Annotated in this window: 25 protein-coding genes and 2 pseudogenes; 20 read left to right on the top strand and 7 right to left on the bottom strand. The window is 33.5% G+C overall.

Annotated features, from left to right (window positions below; all coding sequences use genetic code 11):
- Nucleotides 1–331 precede the first annotated feature (331 nt).
- The 3 genes from KI369_RS20875 (at nucleotide 332) to KI369_RS20885 (ending at nucleotide 4427) form a co-directional block, all read left to right on the top strand.
- Entirely contained in the window at nucleotides 332–2005 is a 1674-nt protein-coding gene (locus KI369_RS20875) for a ribonuclease J (protein ID WP_212957245.1), read from the top strand.
- A gap of 97 nt (nucleotides 2006–2102) precedes the next feature.
- Complete coding sequence (locus tag KI369_RS20880) at nucleotides 2103–2933, top strand: MerR family transcriptional regulator (RefSeq protein ID WP_000925923.1); 831 nt, start codon at nucleotides 2103–2105, stop codon at nucleotides 2931–2933.
- Between the two features lie 138 nt (nucleotides 2934–3071).
- Complete coding sequence (locus KI369_RS20885; RefSeq protein WP_000454047.1) at nucleotides 3072–4427, top strand: MATE family efflux transporter; 1356 nt, start codon at nucleotides 3072–3074, stop codon at nucleotides 4425–4427.
- A gap of 35 nt (nucleotides 4428–4462) precedes the next feature.
- Here KI369_RS20885 and KI369_RS20890 read toward each other — a convergent pair whose 3' ends face one another.
- Nucleotides 4463–5128 (bottom strand): DUF421 domain-containing protein, encoded by a 666-nt coding sequence (locus KI369_RS20890; RefSeq protein WP_212957246.1) that lies wholly within the window; start codon nucleotides 5126–5128, stop codon nucleotides 4463–4465.
- 160 nt (nucleotides 5129–5288) lie between these two features.
- Here KI369_RS20890 and KI369_RS20895 point away from each other — a divergent pair, with 160 nt between their 5' ends.
- From KI369_RS20895 to KI369_RS20920, 6 genes and pseudogenes are all read left to right on the top strand, one after another.
- Nucleotides 5289–5867, top strand: a complete 579-nt coding sequence (locus tag KI369_RS20895) for a YdcF family protein (RefSeq protein ID WP_212957247.1) — start codon at nucleotides 5289–5291, stop codon at nucleotides 5865–5867.
- A gap of 149 nt (nucleotides 5868–6016) precedes the next feature.
- Entirely contained in the window at nucleotides 6017–6334 is a 318-nt protein-coding gene (locus tag KI369_RS20900; RefSeq protein ID WP_212957248.1) for a magnetosome magnetite crystal formation protein family, read from the top strand.
- A gap of 274 nt (nucleotides 6335–6608) precedes the next feature.
- The gene (nfsA, locus tag KI369_RS20905; protein WP_212957249.1) at nucleotides 6609–7343 is read left to right on the top strand and encodes an oxygen-insensitive NADPH nitroreductase; all 735 of its coding nucleotides are present in this window, start codon (nucleotides 6609–6611) and stop codon (nucleotides 7341–7343) included.
- A gap of 89 nt (nucleotides 7344–7432) precedes the next feature.
- Nucleotides 7433–8016, top strand: a pseudogene (locus tag KI369_RS20910) (DJ-1/PfpI family protein).
- A gap of 186 nt (nucleotides 8017–8202) precedes the next feature.
- Entirely contained in the window at nucleotides 8203–8748 is a 546-nt protein-coding gene (locus KI369_RS20915) for a sigma-70 family RNA polymerase sigma factor (protein WP_212957250.1), read from the top strand.
- Nucleotide 8749: 1 nt separating this feature from the next.
- Complete coding sequence (locus KI369_RS20920) at nucleotides 8750–9361, top strand: flagellar motor switch protein FliG (RefSeq protein ID WP_212957251.1); 612 nt, start codon at nucleotides 8750–8752, stop codon at nucleotides 9359–9361.
- Between the two features lie 108 nt (nucleotides 9362–9469).
- On the opposite strand, the gene KI369_RS20925 is transcribed toward KI369_RS20920, so the two are convergent.
- The 3 genes from KI369_RS20925 to KI369_RS20935 form a co-directional block, all read right to left on the bottom strand.
- Nucleotides 9470–10195, bottom strand: coding sequence for a sulfite exporter TauE/SafE family protein (locus KI369_RS20925; protein ID WP_212957252.1), 726 nt, complete (start codon nucleotides 10193–10195; stop codon nucleotides 9470–9472).
- 173 nt (nucleotides 10196–10368) lie between these two features.
- A complete protein-coding gene (locus tag KI369_RS20930) occupies nucleotides 10369–10836 on the bottom strand; it encodes a VOC family protein (RefSeq protein WP_212957253.1) in 468 nt (155 codons plus the stop codon).
- Between the two features lie 165 nt (nucleotides 10837–11001).
- The gene (locus KI369_RS20935; protein WP_000120179.1) at nucleotides 11002–11121 is read right to left on the bottom strand and encodes a YjcZ family sporulation protein; all 120 of its coding nucleotides are present in this window, start codon (nucleotides 11119–11121) and stop codon (nucleotides 11002–11004) included.
- Nucleotides 11122–11361: 240 nt separating this feature from the next.
- Here KI369_RS20935 and KI369_RS20940 point away from each other — a divergent pair, with 240 nt between their 5' ends.
- Nucleotides 11362–11580, top strand: a complete 219-nt coding sequence (locus tag KI369_RS20940) for an aspartyl-phosphate phosphatase Spo0E family protein (RefSeq protein WP_002096752.1) — start codon at nucleotides 11362–11364, stop codon at nucleotides 11578–11580.
- Nucleotides 11581–11635: 55 nt separating this feature from the next.
- Complete coding sequence (hfq, locus tag KI369_RS20945) at nucleotides 11636–11824, top strand: RNA chaperone Hfq (protein ID WP_000400660.1); 189 nt, start codon at nucleotides 11636–11638, stop codon at nucleotides 11822–11824.
- A gap of 25 nt (nucleotides 11825–11849) precedes the next feature.
- On the opposite strand, the gene KI369_RS20950 is transcribed toward hfq, so the two are convergent.
- Complete coding sequence (locus tag KI369_RS20950; protein WP_212957254.1) at nucleotides 11850–12452, bottom strand: HD domain-containing protein; 603 nt, start codon at nucleotides 12450–12452, stop codon at nucleotides 11850–11852.
- Between the two features lie 173 nt (nucleotides 12453–12625).
- Here KI369_RS20950 and KI369_RS20955 point away from each other — a divergent pair, with 173 nt between their 5' ends.
- The 7 genes from KI369_RS20955 to KI369_RS20985 all read left to right on the top strand — a co-directional run bounded on the left by KI369_RS20955 (nucleotide 12626) and on the right by KI369_RS20985 (nucleotide 20782).
- On the top strand, nucleotides 12626–13459 hold the full coding sequence (locus tag KI369_RS20955; RefSeq protein WP_212957255.1) for a flagellar motor protein MotP: 834 nt from the start codon (nucleotides 12626–12628) through the stop codon (nucleotides 13457–13459).
- A gap of 22 nt (nucleotides 13460–13481) precedes the next feature.
- Complete coding sequence (locus KI369_RS20960; RefSeq protein ID WP_166702278.1) at nucleotides 13482–14159, top strand: OmpA family protein; 678 nt, start codon at nucleotides 13482–13484, stop codon at nucleotides 14157–14159.
- A gap of 150 nt (nucleotides 14160–14309) precedes the next feature.
- The gene (locus tag KI369_RS20965; RefSeq protein WP_000940577.1) at nucleotides 14310–14678 is read left to right on the top strand and encodes a response regulator; all 369 of its coding nucleotides are present in this window, start codon (nucleotides 14310–14312) and stop codon (nucleotides 14676–14678) included.
- Between the two features lie 129 nt (nucleotides 14679–14807).
- A complete protein-coding gene (locus KI369_RS20970; protein WP_212957256.1) occupies nucleotides 14808–16823 on the top strand; it encodes a chemotaxis protein CheA in 2016 nt (671 codons plus the stop codon).
- 198 nt (nucleotides 16824–17021) lie between these two features.
- Nucleotides 17022–18662: a flagellar motor switch protein gene (locus KI369_RS20975; protein WP_212957257.1), complete on the top strand. Its 1641-nt coding sequence runs from the start codon at nucleotides 17022–17024 to the stop codon at nucleotides 18660–18662.
- A gap of 29 nt (nucleotides 18663–18691) precedes the next feature.
- Entirely contained in the window at nucleotides 18692–20038 is a 1347-nt protein-coding gene (locus KI369_RS20980; protein ID WP_212957258.1) for a transglycosylase, read from the top strand.
- Between the two features lie 27 nt (nucleotides 20039–20065).
- The gene (locus KI369_RS20985; RefSeq protein ID WP_212957259.1) at nucleotides 20066–20782 is read left to right on the top strand and encodes a hypothetical protein; all 717 of its coding nucleotides are present in this window, start codon (nucleotides 20066–20068) and stop codon (nucleotides 20780–20782) included.
- Between the two features lie 183 nt (nucleotides 20783–20965).
- Here the strand turns inward: KI369_RS20985 and KI369_RS20990 are convergent, their stop codons facing one another.
- Nucleotides 20966–21748, bottom strand: coding sequence for a CheR family methyltransferase (locus KI369_RS20990; protein WP_212957260.1), 783 nt, complete (start codon nucleotides 21746–21748; stop codon nucleotides 20966–20968).
- 39 nt (nucleotides 21749–21787) lie between these two features.
- Entirely contained in the window at nucleotides 21788–22285 is a 498-nt protein-coding gene (locus tag KI369_RS20995; RefSeq protein ID WP_063263693.1) for a hypothetical protein, read from the bottom strand.
- 143 nt (nucleotides 22286–22428) lie between these two features.
- On the opposite strand from KI369_RS20995, the gene KI369_RS21000 reads away from it, so the two are divergent.
- Nucleotides 22429–22893, top strand: a complete 465-nt coding sequence (locus tag KI369_RS21000; RefSeq protein ID WP_000946323.1) for a YaaR family protein — start codon at nucleotides 22429–22431, stop codon at nucleotides 22891–22893.
- 16 nt (nucleotides 22894–22909) lie between these two features.
- A pseudogene (locus tag KI369_RS21005) lies at nucleotides 22910–23166 on the top strand (hypothetical protein); the annotation flags it as partial.

The following is a 23166-nucleotide window of genomic DNA, read 5'->3' on the forward strand; positions in this document are numbered from 1 at the left end:
GGATCCTCTCCTCATCATTTTTATTTTTATCATACGATTTCTCGGAATTTGCCTAATGAAAATATGTAAAACCCATTAAACAAAGGGTCTGATTACAAGTGCTTTTGAACTCGTAATTTGAACCTGTAATTAATATATAATAGATTTTACAAAAAATCAATGAAAAAATGGGAGCTTTTTTAGAGAGAGACTGTGTAATTGGGGATATACATATAAGAGTAGTGTGTGAATTTATATATGTATAAAATAGTATGAAGTTCTGTTTCATTACAAATAATAAAGCCTAAATGCTATTTCACGAATTATAAATGTGAAAGGGAGGGCCTATCCTTTGAATTCATTAAAGAAAAACTTGTCTATCGTTGCTTTAGGTGGAGTAAATGAAATAGGGAAAAATATGTATGCTATTCAATATGAAAATGATATTGTCGTTATTGATTGTGGATCTAAATTTCCAGATGAAAGTTTATTAGGAATTGATTTAATAATCCCAGACATCACATACTTACAAGAAAATAAAGAAAAAATTCGCGGGTTAGTCGTGACGCATGGACATGAGGACCATATTGGTGGAATACCATATTTTTTAAAACAACTAAACGTACCAATCTATGCGACGAAGTTAACGTTAGGTTTAATTGAAATTAAATTAAAAGAGCATAATCTTCAAAATGAGACAGAATTAATTGTTATTCACGCTGAATCAGAAATCGATCTCGGTTCTATTAAGACGACATTTTTTAAAACGAATCATAGTATTCCAGATTGTCTCGGTATTGTGTTTCATACACGAGAAGGTACTGTAGTGCATACCGGGGATTTTAAATTTGATTTAACACCAGTAAATAACCAACATCCTGATATTCATAAAATGGCTAAAATAGGTAGTGAAGGTGTACTAGCTTTACTATCTGAAAGTACAAATGCAGAACGACCAGGTTTTACTCCATCAGAGAGATCGGTAGGGGAACGGATAGAGGAAATATTTATGAAAGCAAATAGAAAAGTAATTATTTCTACATTTGCTTCTAATGTGAATCGTGTTCAGCAAATAGTTGAAGCTTGTATAAAAACAAATCGAAAACTGGCTTTGCTCGGGAGAAGTATGGTAAATGTAGTAGAAGTTGCTCTAGAGAAAGGGTATTTACATATTCCAGACGGTATGTTAATTGAAGGGAGTGAAGTAAATCGTTTAGATCCAATGCAGGTAGCGATACTTTGTACAGGAAGTCAAGGAGAACCGATGGCAGCTTTAGCGCGTTTAGCGAGTGGAAACTATAGACAAGTGGATGTTTTACCAGAAGATACGGTTATTATAGCCGCAACGCCTATTCCGGGAAATGAACGTAACGTTTCACGAATTATAGATAATTTATTCGCATTAGGAGCAAAAGTAATTTACGGATCAGGTAGTTCTACTGGAGTCCATGTATCTGGTCATGCGTATCAAGAAGAATTGAAATTAATGCTTACTTTAATGAAGCCAAAATATTTTATCCCTATTCATGGAGAATTTAGAATGCTACATCATCACAGTTTGTTAGCAGAATCAATTGGAGTTGAAAAAGAGAATATTTTTATCGTTCGTAATGGAGATGTTGTAGATATCAGTAATGAAGTGGCAATTCAATCTAGAAAAATACAGGCAGGAAATATATATGTAGATGGATTAGGAATTGGTGATGTTGGAAATGCCTTATTACGTGATCGAAAACAACTTTCAGAAGATGGAATGCTCGTTATAGTTATTACTTTTAATAAAGCGGATGGAGATATAATTTCAGGTCCGGATATTATATCTCGTGGATTTGTCTATGTTCGTGATTCAGAAGAATTTTTGAAGGAATTAAATAAATTAGCTGTTATTACGATTAATAATTTAAAGAAAGAGAAAGTGAATAGCTGGGGGATTTTGAAAAGAGAAGTAAGAGAAGCTTTAGGGAAGTATATATATACGAATACGAAAAGAAAGCCGATGATCCTTCCTATAATAATAGAGGTGTAATAATGAATAAAAAGAATTCTCGTATGGGAATTCTTTTTTTGTTTTGAAGATAAAATGAACATATAATGAAGTAAATAGGAATGGAAGGGAATAAAAGATGTTATTAAATAAACGTTTTACAATTGGAGAAATGGCAAAAATGCATAATATAGCGGAATCTACTTTACGTTATTATGATGAAAAAGGAATATTTCATCCGTCCATTGTGGACCCACAAACAAATTATCGCTATTACACAATCGATCAATTTTCACTATTAGATACGATAAAATTTTTACGCCAATTAAATATTCCATTAAAGGAAATTAAGAAATATATTGATGAAAGAAATCCAGCATACGCACTGAATTTACTGGAAAAACAACAAGAAATGATGTTGAAAAAACAAAGAGAAATTGAGTACGCTTTGGCGAAAATGGAGCATAGAATTCATTTGATTAAGGAAGCCACAAAAGCAAAAGCTGAACAAATGGTAATGAAAGAGATCCCGCGGCGAAAAATTACAGCAATTGCGGTTGCTCCAAATACAACGGACGATATGTTTGAGTACTACATTCATTCGTTGCAAAAAAATATGAGGCAAATGGATGATAGCTTATTTTCTGGAGATATCGGTGTAACTGTTGCAAAAAAAGGATTAATGCAAAATGAGTTTCAAGCATATAGCAGTGTGTTTATCCTTTTGGATTACATGCCTTTTCAAGTACATCGTTCAGATGAAATTAAAGAAGGTATGTTTGCCTGTGTATATCATCATGGGCCATATGAAGAAACTGATGAAACATATAAGAAGTTAATGAAATACATTGATCAAGAAGGATATGAAATAGACGGAGATGCGATTGAGATTGCATTAATTGATTGGTCTGTAACAGAAAATCCAGATGAGCAAGTAACCGAAATTCAAATTCCTGTAGTGAAAAAATAAGGTGAAAACCTTTGAACTGATGACAAATTTACATTCATTAATATAATTCAGTTACCTATTTTTTAATTCTCTCTTGACCTTCAAGTTACTTGAAGGTTTAAACTGTGAACAGAGCGTTGAAAAAAGGAGCAAAATAGTATGGAAGTAACAGAAAAATTAAGAGAAAAACCAATTAAAAGTTTATTTATCACTTATTTAATACCAGCCGTTCTCGGAATGGTATTAATGTCAGTTAATATTGTGATTGACGCGGTTATGATTAGTAGGGGAGTTGGAGCGAACGGATTAGCAGGAGTAAACGTGGCTATTCCAGCATTTTCAATTTTCTTCTCTATTTCATTATGGATTGGAATGGGCGGGGCAACGTTATATTCTATTGCACTAGGTGAAAATAAAATAGAAAGAGCAAGGTCTATTTTCACTCAATCCATGACAGTGGCAGTCATTATCGTAGGTATTTTAGCAGCGATTTGCTTATGGAGAATAGAAGATTTAGCGTATTTATTCGGTGCAAACGAAGTGATTTTACCGTATGCGTTAGACTATTTACACGTGTTATTAACATTTGGGATGATATATGTTTTAGAAAACATTTTAAGTACATTTATACGAAATGATGGAAATCCTAATTTAGCAATGGCAGGTCTTGTTGTAACAGCTATATTAAACATAGTGTTTGACTATATTTTTATTTTTATTTTTGGATGGGGCGTAACAGGAGCTGCTTCAGCAACTATTCTTTCGGCAGCAATTGGTTTCCTTGTATTATTAACGCATTTCTTTAGAAAAAGTAGTATTTTAAAGTGGACGAAATTCCATTTTGAATGGGATACGATTAAACAAATTATGATAATCGGTTTTCCGAGCTTTATAACAGAAAGTACAGTGGCAATCGTAACGATTGGTTTTAATATAGCATTCGTTCAATATGCAGGAGAAGTAGGAGTAGCTTCCTATGCGATGGTAAACAGCATTCATGCTATGACATTACTATTATTCTTCGGTGTAGGTGCTGCATTGCAACCAATTGCTAGTTTCCATTACGGTGCAAATTTATCAGAAAGATTACGTGAAGGATTACAGTTTGCTGTGAAAATTGCAGTTGTACTTGGCGGCGTTGCGATAATTGTCGGATTATTCTTCGGGAAATATATTATTGGCCTATTTGATGTCCAATCTCCACAATTATTGGAGTTAACATTAACAGGTATTAGTTTGTTCTTTATCCAATACGTATTTTTAGGCTATAACATTGTGTATGGAGAGTACTTCCAATCAGTACGACAAACGAAGAAATCAATACTGATTATAATGAGCCGAGGGCTACTATTTATTATTCCATTATTATGGATTATGCCAAAGTTATTTGGGATAAACGGAATTTGGCTCGTTATGCCAGTAGCTGAAGTAATAACAGCGATTATTCTATTTACGATGAATCGTATGAAACATCCTGTTCCATTAAATATGGCAGGTGAGAAAGAAGTAATATAATGAAGAAAATCCCCTTGAGCAAGTAAGGGGATTTTTTATTTTTTTAAACTAATAGCAAAAGATCCATCAATTTCTTGAACAGAAGCAAAGGCAACATTTGTAATGTTTGTAATTCCTTTTTCTTTTAATTCTTTATATAACCACTTTTCGTCCTTATGAATTAACTTTAAGTTATCGTATTGAATTTGCGAATCAACAATAAGGGCAATTGGTAATCCAGCATACGTAACATCTATGTTCAAATCTTTCGGAGTTAATGGGACAAGTTCACGCTTTGGTAAAATGCTAATGGCTCCATTTGCTTCTAAAATAGCATATTCAATTTCATGAACACTTGGGTATCCTGCGACGCGAAGGTTAGAAAGTAATTCAGCGATGGGATATCTACTTTTTTGTAAGTTCTCAAAAATAATGTCACCATGTTTAATTAAAATAATGGGGTGCCCGAGAATAAAACGATTTAGTTTGTTGAATAGGCTTAATTTTGTAAGGATTAAATGTAAACATGTAATAACGACCATACCGAGAAAAGCTTGCAAAGCACCAGAGACTGGTATGGCCTGAAAAGCTAAATAAGATAAAAAGATAATAGCACCAAAATCATGAGGCGTTAGTTGTGCTAAAGCAGATTTTCCCAGCAGTTTAAGTGACAATAAAAATAAAATAAAAAAGAATGATACGTTACATAAAAAGAGAAGCAATAGGGACACTCCTTCGTGCAAAGTTGTACTTACTGTTCCCGAAAGGAATATAAATATTACTTTTTGAAGGATAAATTAGGGTGAATTGGAATTTGTCTGTATACAAACAAATAAACGGATATTATGATGAAAGAAGCAAAGAACATAGGAGTATACGGATATGAGAAAGAAAAAAATAATTAAGTATATGATAGCAATTATAATGGTTTGCGTTGTTTATGCGGGATTTTTACAATATAACATTTATAAGCATGGGCATATGAATGCGACCTACGATGCGGATTATATCATTGTATTAGGCTCGAAAGTAAACGGAACGAAACCATCGTACTCATTGCAATATCGTATTGATAAAGCAGCTGAGTATTTAAAATCACATGAGAAAACGATTGCTATTGTGTCTGGAGGGAAAGGAAAAGGAGAAGATATTTCAGAAGCATTAGCAATGAAACAAGGATTAATGAAACAAAATATTGCAGAAAACCGCATTATAATGGAGGACAAGTCAACGAGTACAGATGAGAACATTACATTCTCAAAACCTTTAATTCCGGACAATATGGAAAAAGGAATGATTGTAACAAATGATTTTCATATGTTTAGAGCGAAAAAAATAGCAGCAAAACAAGGTTTACAATTAGAAGGGCTGTCAGCCAAAACACCGAAGCGAATTGTCATTCCATCGAATATACGAGAGTATTTAGCCATTACGCAATATTGGTTTATGAATCGAATATAAAGAAAAGTAATCCCGTCTGGAAGTTCAGGCGGGATTGTTTTTGAGGAAAATCTTACAAATATGTCACCTTCATGAAAGGTAAAGCGATAGTTTCTAGAATAGATTCCTGACATAATGAAGATAACAAAAAAACAGTAGAGGTGAATCGGATGAAAGGAAATAATATATTATCTTCACTATGTTACTTTAGTATCTTTTTTGCACCATTTTTACTACCAATTATCGTGTACTTCGTTGCGGAGGATGAAGTGAAATACCACGCGAAAAAAGCATTTTGGTCACATATTTTCCCGTATGCGATTTTAATTGGTGGATTAGTAGTGTCCGGTATATATGGTTTAAGCTTCAATCAATCTGATGGTGCTGGAATTGGAATGATGATCACATATGCAATGTTCATTCTTGTAGGGATTTATTACTTCATTTGGAATATCGTAAAAGGTATTAAAGTTTTGAAAGCGGCGTAATAAGATAAGAAATAATTTGGTGTGAGTTTGTCGTTATTTGTCGGTAAGTCGATATTCCTTGTCGAATCGACGATATATTCGAAAAATCGTTGATATAGTGTAAGGAATCGTTGATATATTTAAATTATCGTCGATATAATTTCATTTACCGTACTAATGTACGTTTTAAAAAAGAGCAATTCAAAAAGAATTGCTCTTTTTGTGCTTATAAGTTGTGAATATTGAAAAAGATATGTTAATTTTTCATTAGGAAGAGAAAAAAGGAGTGTTTTTCATGAATGAGATTATACATAAAATGGAGCAACACGTTTCAGTTCGTAAATATAAAGAAGAATCTATTCCGAAAGATGTAGTAGAAAGAATGGTGCAAGCTGCGCAGCATGCTGCTTCCTCGCATTTTGTACAGGCTTATTCTGTTATATATGTAACAGATCAAGACCTAAAGGTTAAACTAGCAGAGCTATCCGGAAATCGTCACGTGAAAGACTGTGCAGCATTCTTTGTTTGTTGTGCGGATTTAAAACGACTTGAAATGGCATGTGAAAAACATGGTACCGAGATAAAGCATGAAGGAGTAGAAGATTTTATCGTTGCGACAGTAGATGCTTCACTCTTTGCGCAAAACTTAGCGCTAGCAGCAGAATCGTTAGGATACGGTATTTGTTACATTGGTGGTATTCGTAATAATCCGAGAGAAGTGAGTGAATTGCTTCATTTACCAGATAAAGTATATCCTGTATTCGGAATGACAGTCGGTGTACCAGATGAAGATCATGGAGTGAAACCACGTTTACCAGTAACAGCTATCCTTCATGAAAATGGATATGATGAAAAGAAATATGATGAATTATTAAACGAATACGACGAAACGATGAGCGCGTATTATAAAGAAAGATCATCAAATCAAAAAAACGTAACATGGACGGAATCAATGAGTGCATTTATGTCTAAAGAAAAAAGAATGCATATGAAAGAGTTTTTAAGAGAAAAAGGATTTAATAAGAAGTGAGCAAAGAGGCAAACCTGTGATGCAGGTTTGCTTTTTTTTTGGAGGAGAAAGGTGATTGTCTTCGAATAAGTATAGGGGAAGGAGATAATATGAAAAAAGCTTTAATTTTTTTGTTTGATGGATTTGCAGAATTTGAAGTGAATATAGCGAGTTTATTTTTGATAAGTAAGCAATTTGAAATAATAACAGCAACTGTAGACGGAAAAACAGTTACAGGAGAAGGCGGTTTTTTGTGTCAACCACATGTCGCTATCGAGCATATTGAAGTAGCAGACTATGAAGTGCTTATCGTACCAGGCGGACATATTTTTGATCATTTAGAAAATGAAAAGTTGTTATCTATCGTGAACGAATTACATAAGCAAAATAAATGGATAGCGGGTATTTGTGCAGGAACATCTTTACTACATACGGCAGGAGTACTGAATAAGAAGAAATTCTCAACATCGTTAATACCAGATGAAAAACAATTAGCGCATTTACATGAATGGGAATATAAACAAAATAAAGATGTAACGGTTGATGGAAAAATAATAACAGCGGTAGGGTCTGCATACGTTGAATTTGCTACTGAAATAATGAGCAACTCAATTTATTTAATGAAGCTGAAGCGAAGGAGAACTTGCAATATTTTAAAAATGTAACAGAGATTTGTGATGAAACGGTAGTATAAGTGGATAGTTTGATTGCTAATACCTAAGTTCAGAATGTAGATATTACTTTCTGAACTTAGGTATTTTGTTTGTTATCATATACATAGAAATGAAAATTAAGAATTTTTTACAAAAGTGATAGAAAATGAGAATGGAATGCCAATAGTAAGTAAAGGCAGCTGCTAAAGGGGAATTGAGGAAGGAAGATGCTTATGATTTTCAATTCTGAAGAGGATTTAATTATAGCTATGAAAAAACGCGATCAAGATGCTTTGAAAGAAGTGATTGATCAATATGGAAAATTAATTTTGTACATTATTCATAAATCATTAAGTACCCCTATTGAAAAACAATATGTGGATGATTGTTATAACGATGTATTTACTGTCATTTGGTTTCATATCGATCAATTTGATATAGATAAGGGAAACTTAAAATCTTGGATGATTGGTATTACAAAATTAAAGGCATTGGAATATAAAAAGAAAGTATATAAAGAGAATAAAATCGATAAAGACGTAGAAATAAATACAAGTGTCCATGATAGGTATGAAATAGAACAAGAAGAAGAGATTATGGAAATAGTCCAAGATTTAAATAAGAAAGATCGATATATCTTTTTAAAGAGGTATATTGATGGGTATTCCATTGACGATATTGCGAAAGAGTTAAAAGTAACGGCGGATTATATATACAATCGAATTTCTCGTGGGAAGAAAAAACTTCAAAAACTGTGGAAAGGGAGTGTGTAATATGGATAAAAGATTATTATCTATGTTAAATGAGCTCCAATATTCAGAGGAAGAAATTACACGTTTAGAGAAAGAAGCGGAAGAGACTATAAATATAGATAAGTATTATGTGAAAAACGGGGAGTTATTGAAGAAAGTAACGGTGCAAATGTTGGAAGAATCAGTTCGGAAAGAGTTACAAGAAGGGGAAGAAATCGAATGTGAAATATTAGTAGAAGAGGGGAGTCTTGTAAATTCTAAAGTTATACCGAATATATTCACGGCAGGTGCTACTTTTTACTATTACATTGTTTTAACAAATACAAGATTACGAATTAAATCGTTAGATTGTTATTATAAAAAAACAAATGAGTACAATGTGCTAATTAGCTCAATTCAAGCAGTTTCGAGACATAAAAAAATGAAGAATGTATATGGAATTACTATAGATAATAACTATATACAATTAGGAAGTACCGAGCATGAACAAGAATTAAAAACCGTAATTGAGAAGCTAAAACAACGTGGGGTGAAAGAAGAGAGATATAAAGATTTTGAAAAAAGCTGGCTGATTTTTTTCAATGTGTTTGTAATAGCGATAGGTGGGCTTCTAGTTTTAAAATATTTAATTTGAAAATAAAAAGCGGCATAATAGCCGCTTTTTTATCGTTATCATGTTTAAAAATATAACGACGATACTTCATTTAAAACCCATCTGTTATGGCACAAACTAAAGCACCTTCTATAACAAATGCAAACTTTCAATAAGAAGATATATACCTGTGCAGCTCAAAAGAATATACGTAAATATTTTGAAAATCCGTTGATTAAGCCATTTGAAAATAATTTGACCTATATACAAACCTAGAAATACGATTGGAATAGCATAAAAACTTGATTCCCAAATTGTTTTGTTTGTGCCAGTAAAGAGTATTTGAGTTAGTAGACTAATGAAATATATAAATAGATAAAAAGCTAAAGTAGTTGCTCTCAACTTCTCTTTTTTCGTATCCGTTCCTGTAAAGTACAGTAACAAGGGTGGTCCTGGCATACCGATACTTGTCGTTAAAAGACCGGATAATCCGCCCACTAAGAAATCTCTAGATTTTGTTGATTCAATCTTAAAGTTGCATATTAGCATCAACGTTAATAATAAGAGCAGGATGCTAATTGCTAATTTAAACGTGTTGATGTTAATAGAAATGAAAACGAAAATACCAAAAGGTACACCAACTATACTACCGAAAATTAACCTTTTCAGTAGTATAAAATCAATATCCATTCTTATTTTCCAAATGAGTGATATGGAAATAATTAATGATAAAATGATATTTATTTGTATAGCTTCTTGTGGTAGAAATAACATGAGTAAGAAAGGTGTTGCCATAATAGAAAAGCCAAAACCTGTACTTGTTTGTAAAATAGAAGCTACTAATATAATACATATGAAAATGAATGTGATTTCCAAAATAGCCCTCCTGTTTAATCAAGTGTAACTAGTTGAAGTTTATCATTTAAGTGCATTTTTTCACAAACTTATTTGTATTTTAACATAAATATGTAGTTTCTTCTCAGCTGACATTTTAAAAGAATTATTGTTGGGCAAGAAATAATGAATGGGATCAAATTAACATAAAAAGCTTAATCCTTATGTAATAAGGATGCTTGAACTTGTTTTTTCCATTCGCTTAAATATACTTTATCCTCTGTAGGGAGTCCAACAGGTAATTGTGCAATCAATTCTAAACTATTGCCGTCAGGATCGTTAAAGTATACGGAGGCATGGGCTAATTCTGGAAAAACAATCGGCTCAATTGGTTCCATTCCAAAGTCTTTTCGTGCTGAAATGCCTTTTTGATTTAGCCAATCTATCGCATTTTCTAAATCATGTAAGCTTACTTGAAAGGCGATGTGTCGTAAAGAAGGGTGATAATTAACTTTGTATTCTGTGCCTTCCCAAAGGCCGAGCCAACTTTCATTTTCTTTAATCCAAAAGAAAGCAATATCAGCTCCTCTTTTGTATAATTTCAGTCCAAGTGATTTATAAAAAGATATTGATATCTCTAAGTTACGGACAGGTAAATGTGCTTCGTAAAGACCTTTAATCATTGTAATCCTCCTTATTAAAATATTTCTAATTTCATGGTAAACGTTTTTTTATTAGTTGAAATCATAAAAAAGAGGGATAGCACTTCATACGAAAGTATGAAAAAACAGCTCAAATATGAGCTGTTTTCGTATAGTTTTTCGTTCATTTGTTAAGGATAGGATATATTAGTATCCGTATCCGCCGCCACCCCAACAGCTACATCCGATGATGATTAGAAGGATGAATAGTACGATAAGCAAAGCAAATCCACCGCCGAAACCAGCGCAACTTCCACCATAGCTCATATGTTTTCCTCCTTTTGAGTAAGTTAAATCTATATAATTCATGGACTACTGTATACAATATGTTTTTTGTATGGAAAAGGAGCCAGTCTCTTGAGTAATTAGACAAACGCCTGTATGGTCATTTTGATTGTATATTGTGCTAGGGATATGTGAATGAATCGTTACATATTTTACGATTTGTGCATAAAAAAATATAAAAATTGTAAAAAAAACCATTTATATATTTTTTTATGAGAGAATTTGTACTATAATTTTACAAGTAATATTATGGGAAAAGGGAGTTTTAGTAAAGAGATGGAGATGGGAAAATTACACAATAAAATAGAAAATAAAAAGAAAGAGCTAATTCAACTTGTTGCTAGACACGGATTGGATCATGATAAAGTTTTGTTATTTAGCCGAGATTTAGATATACTTATTAATAAGTTTATGAATGTAAAAGATAAAGTACATAAATAAATAATTTATAGTTTTTTATATTAAGATATTTTGTGAGAAAGGGAGAGAACAGTATTTGGAACATTTACAAGAAGAGCTATATAAACAAATAAAAGAAGAAAAAGGCATTGTTACAATTTTTTTAAAGAGTGGCGTTAGAATAGTAGGAGAAGTTGTCGCAATAGACAAATTTACAGTTTTAATGTTAGTTGATGGAAAACAACAACTTATTTACAAGCAAGCTATATCAACAATAATGAAATAAGACACTCATATTGAGTGTCTTTTCATTATTGTTTGCAAGCTTCGACGTCAATGCCGGCAGCTAGTAATTTCTTTTCTCCATCTAGCTCGATGATTTTTTGTAATTTAGATAGGAAAGAATCAAAGTTAGTATGCTTTGCTACTTGGAATGTCATTTTATGCTCAATTGGAAGCCACGTATCAATATCAGCTTCGTTATGCTGAATTTTCACTTCAAGCTTATCAAGTGCGTTAGCTACTTTTGCTTCGTACGTATCTTTCGCTTCAAACTCCATCCATAAATCATATAATTCCTCACCGAGAGAACCTTTTAATGTTCGTTTAATATTTAAAATGGCTTCTTGCTCATTTTTTTGTTTTTGTAATTGTAATTCATGACTATTCATTGTATCAAAAGCAGGAATATCACCAGCTTCTGCCTCGACTAGGTCGTGAATAATAACCATTTTAAGTAATTTTTCCATATTTACTTTTTGATCTAAATAAGGCTCAACTAAAATGGCCATTAGAGACATGCGCCACGTATGTTCAGCAACACTTTCTTGACGTCCATTAGAAAGCCAGCTATGTCGCATTTCATATTTTAGTTTTTCTGCTAGTGCAATGACTTGTAAAATGTTATGTTCCATCGTGATCCTCCTCATATTTCCATACTATAATTCTAATATGGAAATGAAATGTGTCAATTTTATGAGTATATTGCGATAAATAGATGATGAGCGTATAATAAACATTATATGTGAAAACGCATTATTAAAATAAAAAAATGTTTTATAAAAATGAAAAAGGAAAGGGCAGGAATATGGGAGACGGAAATCAAGGATTTGCTAGACCAGAAAGAAAAAAAAGGAAGTTTGATATTTCTAGCCCATTGGGCATAATAGTAGGTTTTGCTATTGTAATAGCGGCAATTATGCTTGGCGGCGGTGGAATAAAAGCTTTTAAAAACTTTTTAGATATTTCATCTATTTTAATCGTCATAGGGGGAACTACAGCGACAATTGTTGTGGCATATCGATTTGGAGAAATAAAAAAATATACGAAAAGTATTTTTACTGTTTTACATAGAAGAGAAGAAGATTTAGAGCAGTTAACGGATTTGTTTGTTGATTTTTCGAAAAAATCCAAAAAACACGGGTTGCTTTCTTTAGAAGTTGACGGAGAGCAAGTTGACAATCCTTTTATTCAAAAAGGAATTCAACTCATGTTAAGTGGTTATGATGAAGAGGAATTAAAAGAAGTGTTAATGAAAGATGTTGAAACGGAAGTGTATGAGTTAAGAAAGGGAGCGACATTATTAGATAAAATTGGTGATTTCGCTCCAGCTTGGGGAATGATAGGGACTTTAATCGGTCTTATCATTATGCTTCAAAACTTGCAGGACACGTCGCAAATTGGTACAGGGATGGCAGTTGCGATGTTAACGACATTGTATGGATCAGTACTTGCAAATATGATTGCGATCCCTCTTGCTGAAAAAGTGTATCGTGGTATTGACGATCTATATACAGAGAAGAAGTTTGTAATTGAAGCAATTTCAGAATTGTATCGTGGACAAATCCCTTCTAAATTAAAGTTGAAACTGGATACATACGTATACGAAACAAAAATAAAAAAAGTAAAACGAGCAGCCTAATATTGCAAGGAGTGGTATGGTGATGATAAAACGACCGCAAAAGGGATCGCCTCGTTGGATGACGACTTTTACAGATTTAACGATGTTATTATTAACTTTCTTTGTATTACTAGTTGCTACATCAAAGCAAGATACAGTAAAATTATCAAAGATGCTTGAAAAGTTTAGTGATGCAGAGCAAGTTGATGCAAAAGTAATGGAAAATACGATACCAGATATTTCACATGAAAAAAATGATGAAAAAATGATCTCAAAAAAGCGAATGGATGACTTGTACAAAAAGTTAAAAGCATATGTAGACAATAACGGTATTAGTCAAGTGAATGTATATCGAGAGGATACAGGAGTAAGCGTCGTTATAGTAGATAATTTAATATTTGATACGGGCGATGCGAACGTTAAACCGGAAGCAAAAGAGATCATTAGTCAATTAGTCGGATTTTTTCAATCTGTACCAAACCCAATTGTTGTAGAAGGGCATACAGATAGTAGACCAATCCATAACGAGAAGTTCCCTTCTAATTGGGAATTATCTTCAGCGAGGGCGGCTAATATGATCCACCACTTAATTGAAGTGTATAATGTGGAGGATAAAAGGTTAGCTGCGGTAGGATATGCAGACACAAAACCAGTCGTACCAAATGATTCACCGCAAAATTGGGAGAAAAACCGTCGCGTTGTCATTTATATTAAAGAATAGTATATTTTTATTTTAGTAATAAAATAATAAAAATACAGAAATTCTTTTAAAAAAATATTAAATTTTATCGTTTTATTTTGTATAATGAGTGAGAATGATAAGGTGAAATATTAAGATATATTTATACATAGAAGGAGAGAATCAAATAGAATGGCACATAAAATTTTAGTTGTAGACGATGCAATGTTTATGCGAACGATGATTAAAAACTTATTAAAAAGTAATTCTGAATTTGAGGTTATCGGAGAAGCAGAGAATGGGGTAGAAGCGATTCAAAAATATAAAGAACTTCAACCTGATATTGTAACATTAGATATTACTATGCCGGAAATGGACGGACTTGAAGCGTTAAAAGAAATTATGAAAATTGATTCAAGTGCAAAGGTTGTTATTTGTTCAGCAATGGGACAACAAGGTATGGTTTTAGATGCAATTAAGGGTGGAGCAAAAGACTTTATTGTCAAGCCATTCCAAGCAGATCGTGTAATTGAAGCTTTAACAAAAGTAGCAAACAGCTAATATAAAAGGGGCGCCACAAGGAATCAAAACAGTGATAACGGAAAGATGTGTGGCCCCCTTTTTTCTCGTTTTAAAACACTAAATTGTTATACATAAATGAAATGTTTGTTAGACAGGTAGGGGATGAAAATGCAAACAGATCTGTTAAATATATTTTTTGAGGAATCGGAAGAACATTTGCAGTCGCTAAATGAAAATGTGCTAATTTTAGAACAGAATCCTGCTGATATGGGTGTAGTTGGAGAGATATTCCGCTCAGCCCATACATTCAAAGGTATGTCTGCGAGTATGGAATTCACGGAAATGGCGGATTTAACGCATAAAATGGAAAACGTTTTAGATGAAATTCGTCATGGGAATATAGTTGTACATGCAAATATTATTGATGTGATTTTTGAGTGCATTGATAATTTAGAGAAAATGGTTGCAGATGTGCAACAAGGCGGAATGGGTAATATTGATGTAGTATCAACGAAAAATAAATTAGAAGCTTTATTGAACGGAAATGTAGAAACCAGTGCGGAACATGTAGAACAAGAGTCTATAAACAAAGATGATGCAGTTTCGCATGAAGTACATATAACCGTTGAACAGCAAGCTATTTTAAAAGCAGTACGTGCCATTATGTGTATTGAAGCACTGCAAAATATAGGTGATATACAAAAAACGGTTCCGAGTATTGAAGAAATCGAAGCGGATGCTTTCGGATTTGAGTTCACAGTATTTATGAATACAGATCGTAGTGTAGAAGAATTGAAACAGGTAGTGCTCCACGTTTCTGAAATTGAGAAAGTAGTAGTGAAACAAGGAGAATCTTTACAGGAAGTAGATTCGAAGTTTACTACAGAAGAAGCTGTGCAAGTAGAAGAACTGATTCAACCGGATGTAGTTACTACGCAGGTCCAAGCACCTATTGAGGCGGCGAAGCAACCAGCAAGTGCTACGACAATGAAAAGCGCTGTAAAAACGAAAAATGCTAAAGGTGAGAATCGCTCCATTCGTGTTCAATTAGAGAAAATTGAACGATTAATGAATATGTTTGAAGAAAGTGTAATTGAACGTGGGCGTATTGATGAACTGGCACAAACGATTCAAGACAAGGAGTTAATTGAGCACTTAAATCGATTAGGCGATATTTCAAAAGATATTCAAAATGTACTATTAAATATGCGTATGGTACCGATAGAAACTGTTTTCAATCGCTTCCCGCGTATGGTACGTATGTTAGCGAAAGATTTAGGGAAAAAAATCGACTTACAAATTACAGGTGAAGATACTGAAGTTGATAAAATTGTTATTGATGAAATCGGTGACCCACTCGTTCATTTAATTCGTAATGCGATTGACCATGGGATTGAAACTGTTGAACAACGTCGTGATGCAGGGAAAAATGAGACAGGTACGATTAAATTAGAAGCTTTTCATAGTGGAAATCATGTTGTTATTCAAATTACGGATGACGGAAATGGTATTCATAAAGGAAAAGTATTAGAAAAAGCGATTAAAAATGGTGTTGTAACAGAATCTGAGGCAAATAAGTTAACAGATCGTGAAGTGTATGATCTCATTTTCCAACCAGGATTTAGTACAGCTGAAGTAGTATCGGATCTTTCCGGGCGCGGGGTTGGATTAGATGTTGTAAAACATACAATCCATAGTCTAGGTGGGCATTTGATTATTGATTCAGAGGAAGGAAAAGGAAGTACATTTAGAATTGAACTTCCGTTAACATTATCTATTATTCAATCGATGCTTGTTCAAACAAATGACACGCGTTATGCTCTACCTCTTGGTAACATTGTCGAAGCGATTCGAATTAAGAGAGAAGACATCCAATCCCTACAAGGAAAAGACGTGTTAAACTATCGTGATCAAATTATTGAAGTGAAGCATTTAAGTACTGTATTTGGTGAAAAAACAGTAGATGAGGCGTTTGAGTCATATGATAGTCAAATGGTTCCTGTGTTAATTGTTCGTAATACACATCGTAGCTATGGACTTATTGTAAACACAATTATCGGTCAAAGAGAAATAGTGTTAAAGTCATTAGGTGACTTCTTTGCAGATAGTTCGAACTATTTCTCTGGCGCGACGATTCTCGGCGATGGACGAGTGGTCCTCATTTTAAACCCTGAAGGTTTATAATAGGAATGAAGGAAAGCTCCCCACTTGTAAACAATTGGGGAGCTTTTTGTTAACTATGCAAATATAAGAAAATTAATATATAAATGGAAATAAATACATGTTCACGATTAGTGTAGGAAGTTTGTTAAAATATAATGAATGTAATAAATAGAGAGTGTATTCATTTGATAGAAAAACAAAAATGAGGAGGCAGGGAAAATGCCTGAGCAACACACAAAAGGGGATACGAGCACAATTGTGCTAGATAAAGAAAAGGAGCTTTTAACGCCTCAAGAATGTGATATTCTTGGTGAAATTGCAAATATATCATTTGGCTCAGCTTCGACAGTATTATCAACAATTTTAAATAGGCAAGTAAGTATAACTGCTCCTCATGTAGAGTTAGTGGACTTATATGATACAAGTGATGTTGAGGTGCCTCATGTTGTATTAAACATTCATTTTACAAAAGGGTTAGATATGGAGAATTTACTTGTCCTTCAGCAAGATGTTGCTTTATCGATTGCTGATTTAATGATGATGGGGACAGGTGAAGTGGAAGAAGGGAAAGAGCTTGGCGAATTAGAGCTAAGTGCTGTACAAGAAGCGATGAACCAAATGATGGGATTCGCAGCGACGTCTATGTCAGAATTCTTCCAAGATACAGTAGACATGTCTCCGCCGACAATTAAAGTTGTAAAGTTATCAGAAGAGATGGAGAAAATCTCTGGAATAACTGAAAATAACACGATTGTTAAAGTGTCGTTTGACCTTAAAATAGATAATCTTGTAAACTCTAAACTCGTACAAATTGTTTCAGTTGAACATACGAAACAGATGATAAATAAATTACTACAATTGTCTGGTGAAGTGGAAGAGCAGGACGAGCCGGTAGAAGTAGTGGAAGCTGAGATTGTAGGAAAACATGCCGAAAAAGAGCAACTAACGCAAGAAGAGAAAGATGTACTTGGTGAAATTGCGAATATTTCAATCGGTTCAGCTTCAACGGTATTATCAACGCTATTAAATCAACCGGTTACGATTAGTACACCAAATGTAGAAGCGATTAATGTACGTCATTATGACGGAGTACCAGTTCCTTTTGTTATTTTAAATGTTGATTTTGTTGAAGGTTTAAAAAATGAGAACGTATTCGTGTTTACGAAAGATGTTGCTTTGACAATGGTAGATTTAATGATGATGGGAACAGGGGAGATTGACCCAGAGAAAGAGCTTAGTGAATTAGAACTGAGCGGTATTAAAGAAATTATGAACCAAATGATGGGCCATGCTGCAACAGCGATGTCAGAAATGTTTAAAGAGAAGATGGACATGACACCGCCAGACGTAAAATTTGTTACATTAAAAGAAGAAATGGAATATTTGGGAGAAGCAATGGAAGTGGACGAGCTCGTTCAAATTACGTTCAATCTTGAAATCGGTGACCTGCTTCAATCGAAAATGTATCAAATTTTACCAATTTCAGAAGCGAAAGAAATGGTAAGACGACTGCTATATCCAATGGTAGAAGCGGAAGAAGAGATTGCTGAGGAAGAAATAGAAGAAGAGGTTGTAGAACCTGTTGTACAACCGATTGAATTTAAAGAAGTGAAACAAATTGAGCCAGTATATATGGATACAACCATTCTACAAAATGTAGAAATGAACGTGAAATTTGTATTTGGAAGTACAGTGAAAACCATTCAAGATATATTAAGTTTACAAGAAAATGAAGCCGTTGTTTTAGATGAAGATATTGATGAACCAATTCGAATTTATGTAAATGATGTATTGGTGGCGTATGGTGAACTTGTAAATGTAGATGGATTTTTCGGAGTGAAAGTGACGAAATCACTATAAGGCATTGAAATAGGAGTTTGAACAGGCAGATGAAAAACGTAAAGTTTTTTCTAATTTGCTGGCTATGCATACATGTGTGCTTGCTCTTCCCGCTGCAAAGTCATGCGGAAGAGCAAAATATGCCAGATCAAAATATAAATGAAGTGAATGTGCAAGAAAAAAACAAAGAAGTTCATGGGCAGCCAGAGCAAGTGGAAGTGAATCAAGGTAAAGAGCAACAACAAGAAGTAGCAAATGAACAAGAAATTGAAAAAAAGATAGAGACGGATCAAGGGATTATTACAGTAAATAAGCCGGAATTAAAAGTTGGCGAAGAAGTGCGGGTTATTGTAGAGCCGAAAGAGAAAAATGTTCAAAGTATAAAAGGGATTTTGCACTTGCCAAGAAACGGCAATCAGTATGAACAAGAAAGAATGCTATCGTTTAAGTATGAAGAGGAAATGAAGCGATGGATTGCTAACTACAAGGTCGAGACTTTTGATTTGCAAGGTGATTGGAACCTGCAGCTCATTCAAAGCTATAAAGAAAATGAGAAAGAAGAACTCACTGAAAATGAAGTGAAAGTCCCGCTCGTTCAGATTAAAAATGAAACGCCAACTATAGATAAAGAATTGCCGAAGTTACATAAAGTTACTATTGATGAAGCGAAAGAGAAGTTAATTGAACGGAAACAAGGCGATTCTATACGTGTGCGAGTGAAGGCGGCAGACAAAGAATCGGTTGTGAAAGAAGTTCGAGTTACATTAAAAGGGAAAGATAATAAAGAGATTACAATTTTATTAGACTACAATAAGCGCGATATGGAATGGCAAAAAGTATTTGAAATAACGGATGCGTTGCCAATCGGCACATACGAACTACTTATAGAGGTAGTGGATGCGGCCGGCAATAAACTGGTAGAGGCAAGTGAGTATATCGTTTCTGTTTTGGAGCAAAAAACAGAAGAGGATAAAAAGGTAGAAGAACAAGAGAATGAAGATACATTAGAAGATAAGAAAGAATCTGAGAAGCAGGAAGACCCGAAAGTAGAGATTCCGCTTCTAGAAAAAAAACAGCCAGTTGTTCAAATTCCGAAGCAAGAAGAGAAAATAAACGATTTTATAAAAGAGCCGCTAAAAGAGAAAAAAGAAATTACTTACTTTATAAAAGAGCCATTGGCAGATCAGAAGGACGTAAGTGATGGGAAGGCTCAAAAAGAGAACAAAAGCAGAAATGACAATGGGGTCGTTTCGAAAAAGAAAGAACAAATAGAAGAACCGCAAAAGAAAAAGGAAGAAAATAGCGAACAAGGAGTACAAGCTTCTAATGTGTTTGCTATTATGTCAGGTTTATTCGTACTCTTTTTAGTTTTAAAGAGTAATAAAGAATGGGGCTAATTATTTCACCGTAGTGGAGGCGCTTAAATGGAAATTAAACGTACGACAATTGAAAATAAGACGCTACAACCATTAAAACAGCCTGCAGCTATTTCAGAACATGAGATTCAGAAAGAACGAAAACGTAGTAACCTAGTTTTTACTGGGCATTCCAAAATCATTATGAAAAATAATGAAATCGGAATTTTACTTGCTAGTTTAGGTGACGGAAAGATTGTGAAAGAAATGCTTTCTAAAGAGATGGATACAGTGTTACAACTTTTTAAAAAGTTACACGCGTTATCTGGAGAAGGAAAGCAAACCGAAAAAGTATATGAACAAATAATGAGAAGCTTGCAAGGGCTTGTGAAACAGGCGCATATAAAAGAACTGCCTTTGTTAGATGGAACGTATGATTTCGCTGAAGTACAACTATCATTTGGTAGAAAGGTACATATTCCGTTACTAGATGTAAGTGCACTCCTTTCTAACGTGGAGAGTGATTCGTCGGAAGGAAATATAAATTTAATGGTAACGGTTATTACTGCGTATATAACGAAATTATCTAATGAAACCATTTTAATTAGTGTCACGGATCGCACGGCTAAAGAGCGGGATGCAAGTGTATGGAGAGCACTTGCAGAAATGAATATGACACAATTATCACAGGTGTTGAAACAAACGATGCAAGAACATAAATGGTCCATGACGTTTCTGTTTCTCTTTATATGGGTTGTTTGTATTATTTTAATTCGATTTATATAAGAAAATGGATGAGACCTCGAATCGTGGACATGAAAAAAGTCACGTGATTCGGGGTTATTTTAAACCGTTTACTCCTTATCAATTATTACTATTAGTCAGTTTTTTGAATGTAATTCCGCAATTCCTCATTATGATTTTAGTTAATAAATACAAAAAAAGCAGGGTGAATTAATCCTGCTTTTTCTATATTTTTTCGTAAAAGAATGTATCAAAGCGCTGAAGATTGAATCGTTCGGGTGTTAAAATTTGTTCTGTGCTACCAACAAATAGCACACCGCCTTTTCGTAAAGAACGGCTAAACTTTTCGTAAAGTTTGACTCTTGCTTCTTCTGTGAAGTAAATCATTACGTTACGACAAATAATCAAATCGTAATTTGTATCGAACGACTGCATTAACAGATCATGTTGTTTAAACGTGACGTTTTGCTTCATGTTTTGATGCAATGAATATATATCATTCTCTTTTGTGAAATGACGCTCTTTCAAATCGCTAGGTAATTCTTTTAAAGAACGGTCCGTATATTGACCGCGTTTTGCAGTCTCTAAAATATGAAAATCAAGATCCGTTGCTAGTATTTCATAGCGAAATGGAGATAGATGTTTCGCTAAAATTAAAGAGAGTGTATATGGCTCTTCACCAGCAGCGCAAGCGGCACTCCATACTTTTAATTTTCCGTTATTTTGTTCGAGTAATTTTGGTAGTGCTTTCGTTTCTAGTGTTTGCCAACGTTCTTTATTTCTAAAAAACTCTGAAACGTTTATTGTAATATAGTCAATAAAACTTAAAAATAAGCTTTGATCGACACGTAAAGTACTTAAGAAAGTAGTGTAGTTTTCAAAACCTTTTCTTGAAATAAAAGCATCGATTCTACGACGCATTCTATCTTGTTTATACGAAGCGATATCCATATTGAATTGTTGTTTAAAACTCGCGATAAAATGATCATAATCTTGTTCAATTATCATATTTACACTGGGCACAATAACGATATTGTGCCGCCCCCTTTACATCATACGAATTTTTTGTTCAAAGCTTTTTTTCATTTGCTTTTCATGTAAACCTGGTAAATCATAAATAACAGCATCAATCCCAGCTTCTTTTGCAATATCAACGGGAATGACAGATGTATGTTTGTCTCCGTTATAAAAACAGAGAACTAAATCGGTATCTTCAATAATTTGTTTCACAAAAAACATATAATCTGATCGGTAAATAGAGTCGGAAGGATGATCAAAAGCAACATACTCGGCTCCGTGTTTTTTTAAATAATCAACGATTTCTTGGAATTCATCTGTTACTGCTTGTAACGGTTGTAGCGTGTAAAGGCATAAATTTTGAGCGAGTCTTTCGTTTTCGACGAAAAAACGAAGTACCTCATTTTCAATAGATTTATAACATAATATGTAAATTTTATGTTTGTGAGCATAGTCAGTTAAAAATTTTTTAATTTCTTCTTGATCTAATGCTGTTAATTGATTTGAACCACAAAGAAAAATATTCATAGAATTGTGCCACCTCATGCTAAATTGTAACATATCTTCTATAAAAAATAACTGCAAAATATTAGTGTTCAGAGTATAATTATAAATAACTAGATTTTACGATTAACTTTAGGAAGAAATAAAAAAATAAATAGGTGATATATATGCTGCGTTCTATCTCGCATAATCCAATTTTATCGCATATACCGCCTGCTACTCAAATGCCGAAAGAAGCAAATGTCAGGACAGGACTTGCATTTTCGGATAATTTGCATGCAGATCCGAAAAAAGATAAATTGTTAGAACAAATGGAAGCGTTTGTTGATAATATTGGAGAGATTAAAGAGAAAATTGAAATGGAATTAACACTTGATAACGTAATGGAATACAAAAATACAGTAAAATCATTTTTGAATTTTTACGTTGATAATGTATTGCAATATAAAGATGTCATGTCTCGTCATCCGCGATATGGATATTCACAAAAAATGACGATTGTGAAGCAGGCGGAAATGGGATTAAATGAGTTAGAAGATGTAATGAATTTAATTAATACAAAAACGGGACATTTAGAAATGTTAAATCAAATTGGAGAAATCCACGGTTTAATTGTAAATTTAGTCTTGTAAAAGGGAAGGAAGCTATATGTATATACAATTATATGAAAAGCTCGTTATTATTCAAAAAGCATATGAAAACATTCAAACGCTTGGAGAACAAATATATGAGAATTTAAAACATAAAAATGTAAATGCGGTTCAAAAACTGCAAGTAGAGCAATTGCAATACATTGATGGTTTAAAAAAGTTATCAAATTCATTTGAAGAAATGGTTGTTCGATTTTGTAAAGAACAGGGAGTGGAATCATTTCGTGTAAGTGCATTATTTTCGTATTTTTCTCA

This window comes from Bacillus sanguinis (assembly GCF_018332475.1).
Taxonomy (GTDB): domain Bacteria; phylum Bacillota; class Bacilli; order Bacillales; family Bacillaceae_G; genus Bacillus_A; species Bacillus_A sanguinis.

Bases quoted from the DNA above. Each gene is read 5' to 3' on its own strand.
- KI369_RS20880 (WP_000925923.1), top strand. From the start codon at position 2,103: ATGTTATTAAATAAACGTTTTACAATTGGAGAAATGGCAAAAATGCAT.
- KI369_RS20885 (WP_000454047.1), top strand. From the start codon at position 3,072: ATGGAAGTAACAGAAAAATTAAGAGAAAAACCAATTAAAAGTTTATTT.
- KI369_RS20895 (WP_212957247.1), top strand. From the start codon at position 5,289: ATGAGAAAGAAAAAAATAATTAAGTATATGATAGCAATTATAATGGTT.
- KI369_RS20900 (WP_212957248.1), top strand. From the start codon at position 6,017: ATGAAAGGAAATAATATATTATCTTCACTATGTTACTTTAGTATCTTT.
- nfsA (WP_212957249.1), top strand. From the start codon at position 6,609: ATGAATGAGATTATACATAAAATGGAGCAACACGTTTCAGTTCGTAAA.
- KI369_RS20915 (WP_212957250.1), top strand. From the start codon at position 8,203: ATGCTTATGATTTTCAATTCTGAAGAGGATTTAATTATAGCTATGAAA.
- KI369_RS20920 (WP_212957251.1), top strand. From the start codon at position 8,750: ATGGATAAAAGATTATTATCTATGTTAAATGAGCTCCAATATTCAGAG.
- KI369_RS20930 (WP_212957253.1), bottom strand. From the start codon at position 10,836: ATGATTAAAGGTCTTTACGAAGCACATTTACCTGTCCGTAACTTAGAG.
- KI369_RS20935 (WP_000120179.1), bottom strand. From the start codon at position 11,121: ATGAGCTATGGTGGAAGTTGCGCTGGTTTCGGCGGTGGATTTGCTTTG.
- KI369_RS20950 (WP_212957254.1), bottom strand. From the start codon at position 12,452: ATGGAACATAACATTTTACAAGTCATTGCACTAGCAGAAAAACTAAAA.
- KI369_RS20955 (WP_212957255.1), top strand. From the start codon at position 12,626: ATGGGAGACGGAAATCAAGGATTTGCTAGACCAGAAAGAAAAAAAAGG.
- KI369_RS20960 (WP_166702278.1), top strand. From the start codon at position 13,482: ATGATAAAACGACCGCAAAAGGGATCGCCTCGTTGGATGACGACTTTT.
- KI369_RS20965 (WP_000940577.1), top strand. From the start codon at position 14,310: ATGGCACATAAAATTTTAGTTGTAGACGATGCAATGTTTATGCGAACG.
- KI369_RS20970 (WP_212957256.1), top strand. From the start codon at position 14,808: ATGCAAACAGATCTGTTAAATATATTTTTTGAGGAATCGGAAGAACAT.
- KI369_RS20975 (WP_212957257.1), top strand. From the start codon at position 17,022: ATGCCTGAGCAACACACAAAAGGGGATACGAGCACAATTGTGCTAGAT.
- KI369_RS20980 (WP_212957258.1), top strand. From the start codon at position 18,692: ATGAAAAACGTAAAGTTTTTTCTAATTTGCTGGCTATGCATACATGTG.
- KI369_RS20985 (WP_212957259.1), top strand. From the start codon at position 20,066: ATGGAAATTAAACGTACGACAATTGAAAATAAGACGCTACAACCATTA.
- KI369_RS20990 (WP_212957260.1), bottom strand. From the start codon at position 21,748: ATGATAATTGAACAAGATTATGATCATTTTATCGCGAGTTTTAAACAA.
- KI369_RS20995 (WP_063263693.1), bottom strand. From the start codon at position 22,285: ATGAATATTTTTCTTTGTGGTTCAAATCAATTAACAGCATTAGATCAA.
- KI369_RS21000 (WP_000946323.1), top strand. From the start codon at position 22,429: ATGCTGCGTTCTATCTCGCATAATCCAATTTTATCGCATATACCGCCT.